The sequence below is a fragment of the Mycobacterium shunyiense genome (assembly GCF_058270075.1).
The window spans coordinates 1-1000 of sequence record NZ_JBZDPU010000045.1 but is presented as its reverse complement, the minus strand read 5'-3'; the positions used below and the strand labels follow the sequence as shown (position 1 = coordinate 1000).

At 62.9% G+C, this 1000-nt stretch carries 1 protein-coding gene; it reads left to right on the top strand.

What is annotated here, in order from left to right:
- A partial coding sequence (locus AC4ELH_RS35270) for an IS630 family transposase (protein WP_498889585.1) occupies positions 1-1000 on the top strand: 1000 nt, incomplete at both ends.

The window sequence follows — 1000 nt, the reverse complement described above, 5'->3', positions numbered from 1 at the left end:
AGCTCAGATCGTGTTGACCGATGATGAGCGTGCGGAGTTGGAAGGGTGGACTCGTCGACGCACCAGCGCTGCGGGGTTGGCGTTGCGGGCGCGGATCGTGCTGGCTGCCTCCGATGGCGGGACCAATGTTGAGGTGGCCGACCGATTGGAGCTTGATCGCAGCACGGTTCGCAAGTGGCGCAACAGATTTGCCGAGTACCGGTGCGACGGTTTGTTGGATGAGCCGCGGCCGGGCCGGCCCCGTGTCGTCGGTGATGAGCGGATCAAGGAATTGATCACCGCGACGTTGGAGACCACTCCACCCGATGCCACACACTGGTCGACCCGGTCGATGGCCGAGCACCTGGGCTTGAGTCAGTCGATGGTCTCGCGGGTCTGGCGGGCGTTCGGATTAGCTCCGCACAAACAAGATTCGTGGAAACTGTCCAAGGATCCGCTGTTCGTGGAGAAGGTGCGCGATGTCGTCGGACTGTATTTGGATCCGCCCGAACGTGCGGTGGTGCTGTGCGTCGACGAGAAAACCCAGATCCAGGCCCTCAACCGGACTCAGCCGGTGTTCCCGATGCTGCCCGGCACCCCTGCCCGGGCCAGTCACGACTACGTCCGGCACGGCACCTCAAGCCTGTACGCGGCGCTGGATCTGGCCACGGGCAAGGTCATCGGCTCATTGCATGCCCGGCACCGGTCCCAGGAGTTCTTGACGTTCCTGAAGAAGATCGATGCCGAGGTCCCCGAGGATCTGGACTGCCACGTCGTGCTCGACAACGCCTCCACGCACAAGACCCCGGCGGTGAAGCGGTGGCTGACAAATCATCCACGGTTCGTACTGCATTTCACACCGACCAGTTCCTCGTGGCTCAACCTGGTCGAGCGCTGGTTTTCTGAGCTGACCACCAAGAAGCTGCGCCGCGGCACCCACACCTCGGTGCGTCAACTCAACGCCGACATCCGGGCCTGGATCGATACCTGGAACGACAATCCCCGTCCCTACGTGTGGACC